This window comes from Actibacterium sp. (assembly GCF_041584535.1).
Lineage (GTDB): Bacteria > Pseudomonadota > Alphaproteobacteria > Rhodobacterales > Rhodobacteraceae > Actibacterium_D.
In genome coordinates, this window is the sequence record NZ_JBFHDW010000420.1 from 1 (window position 1) to 1,574 (window position 1,574).

Here is a 1,574-nt window from a genome sequence, read left to right on the forward strand (position 1 = left end):
ACGTCAACCGGGCGATGATCTCGGTCATCATTGCCGACATCTGGCAATGGACGCCGCTGATGTTCCTGATCCTTCTGGCGGGCATGCTGGGTGTTCCGTCGGACCAGTTGCTGGCCGCGCGCCTGCTGGGTGGGTCGAACTGGCAGAATTTTCTCAAGATCATTCTGCCGCGGATGAAAACCGTGATCACCATCGCGCTCGTGCTGCGATCGGTCGAATGTTTCAAGATTTTCGACCTGATCTTCATCATGACCAAGGGTGGCCCCGGTGTTCAGACCGAGACGATTTCGCTGTTCCTCTACAAACTAACCTTCGGCGAGCTGGAATGGGCCTATGTCGCAGCGATCGGTCTGACGATCCTCTTCGTGCTCAGTGTCGCAGCCGCAAAGGGTCTGGCCTATCTGGCCAAGAAAAACGGGTGATCCAATGTCATCGATTCAGATAACCAACGTGTCGAAAAAGTTCGGCGACTTCACCGCCGTCAGCAATCTGTCGCTGGATATTCGCGAGGGCGAATTCGTCGCCCTGCTGGGTCCGTCCGGCTGCGGCAAGACCACGACAATGAACATGATCGCCGGTCTTGAGGACGTGACCCACGGGTCGATCCTGTTCGATGGCCAAGACCTGTCGGGTGTCAAGATTCAAGACCGCAACATCGGTTTTGTGTTCCAGAACTATGCGATCTTTACCCATCTGACCGTCTACAAGAACCTGGCCTACGGGTTGGAGGTCAAGAAGGTCGGCAAGTCCGAAATCGAGCAGCGCGTTCGCGCCATGGCCGACCGGATGAGCATCACGCACCGGCTGGATCAACCCGCCTCCAGCCTGTCGGTCAACGAAATGCAGAAGCTGGCGATCGGGCGCTCTGCCATTGTCGAGCCGCGCATTTTCCTGCTGGATGAACCGCTGTCGAACCTTGATGCCGGGTTCCGCGCCTATATGCGGGCCGAGTTGAAGGTTCTGCAGCACGAATTTGGCCAGACGATGATCTATGTCACCCATGACCAGATCGAAGCGATGAGCCTTGCCGACAAGATCGCGATCATCAACGAAGGGAGGCTGATGCAATACGGCGCCCCGCTGGATATCTACAACAACCCCAGCAACCGTTTCGTCGCCAATTTTATCGGCAGCCCGCGCATGAACCTGATCGACGGCGAGGTCCGCGAAGAATCCGGCGCGCTGAAGCTGATGGTGCATGGCGGCGCCGAGATTCCGCTGACCGGTCAGATCCGGTCTGAATTCTCCAGCGATTCCAAGGTTCATGTGGGCTCTTTCGGGATCCGTCCGCAGGACATCTATTTCGGATCGCGCCGCGCCGATGACGATATCGAGATGCATGGTGTGGTCGAGGTTCTTGAGCGGGTTGGGCCAAAGCGTCTGGCCTATCTTCAGGTGCTCGAAACCATGTTCATTGCGATCGACGATCAGGACCAATTGCGGGTCGGAGACGCCGTTCCCTTCTACCTGCCACCCGCCAAAAGTCTGGCATTCGACATGGAATCTGGCCGCCGGTTGGGAGGACCGAACAGATGAACGCGATTGAACTTAAACACGTCGTAAAAAATTACCCG

2 protein-coding genes are annotated in these 1,574 nt (G+C 56.9%); both read left to right on the top strand.

From position 1 onward, the window contains the following. The coding region (locus ABYW26_RS14350) for a carbohydrate ABC transporter permease (protein ID WP_372605593.1) at positions 1-422 on the top strand (422 nt) is incomplete at its 5' end. A gap of 4 nt (positions 423-426) precedes the next feature. Beyond that, positions 427-1,536 (top strand): ABC transporter ATP-binding protein, encoded by a 1,110-nt coding sequence (locus tag ABYW26_RS14355; protein WP_372605594.1) that lies wholly within the window; start codon positions 427-429, stop codon positions 1,534-1,536. The last annotated feature ends 38 nt before the right edge of the window (positions 1,537-1,574 follow it).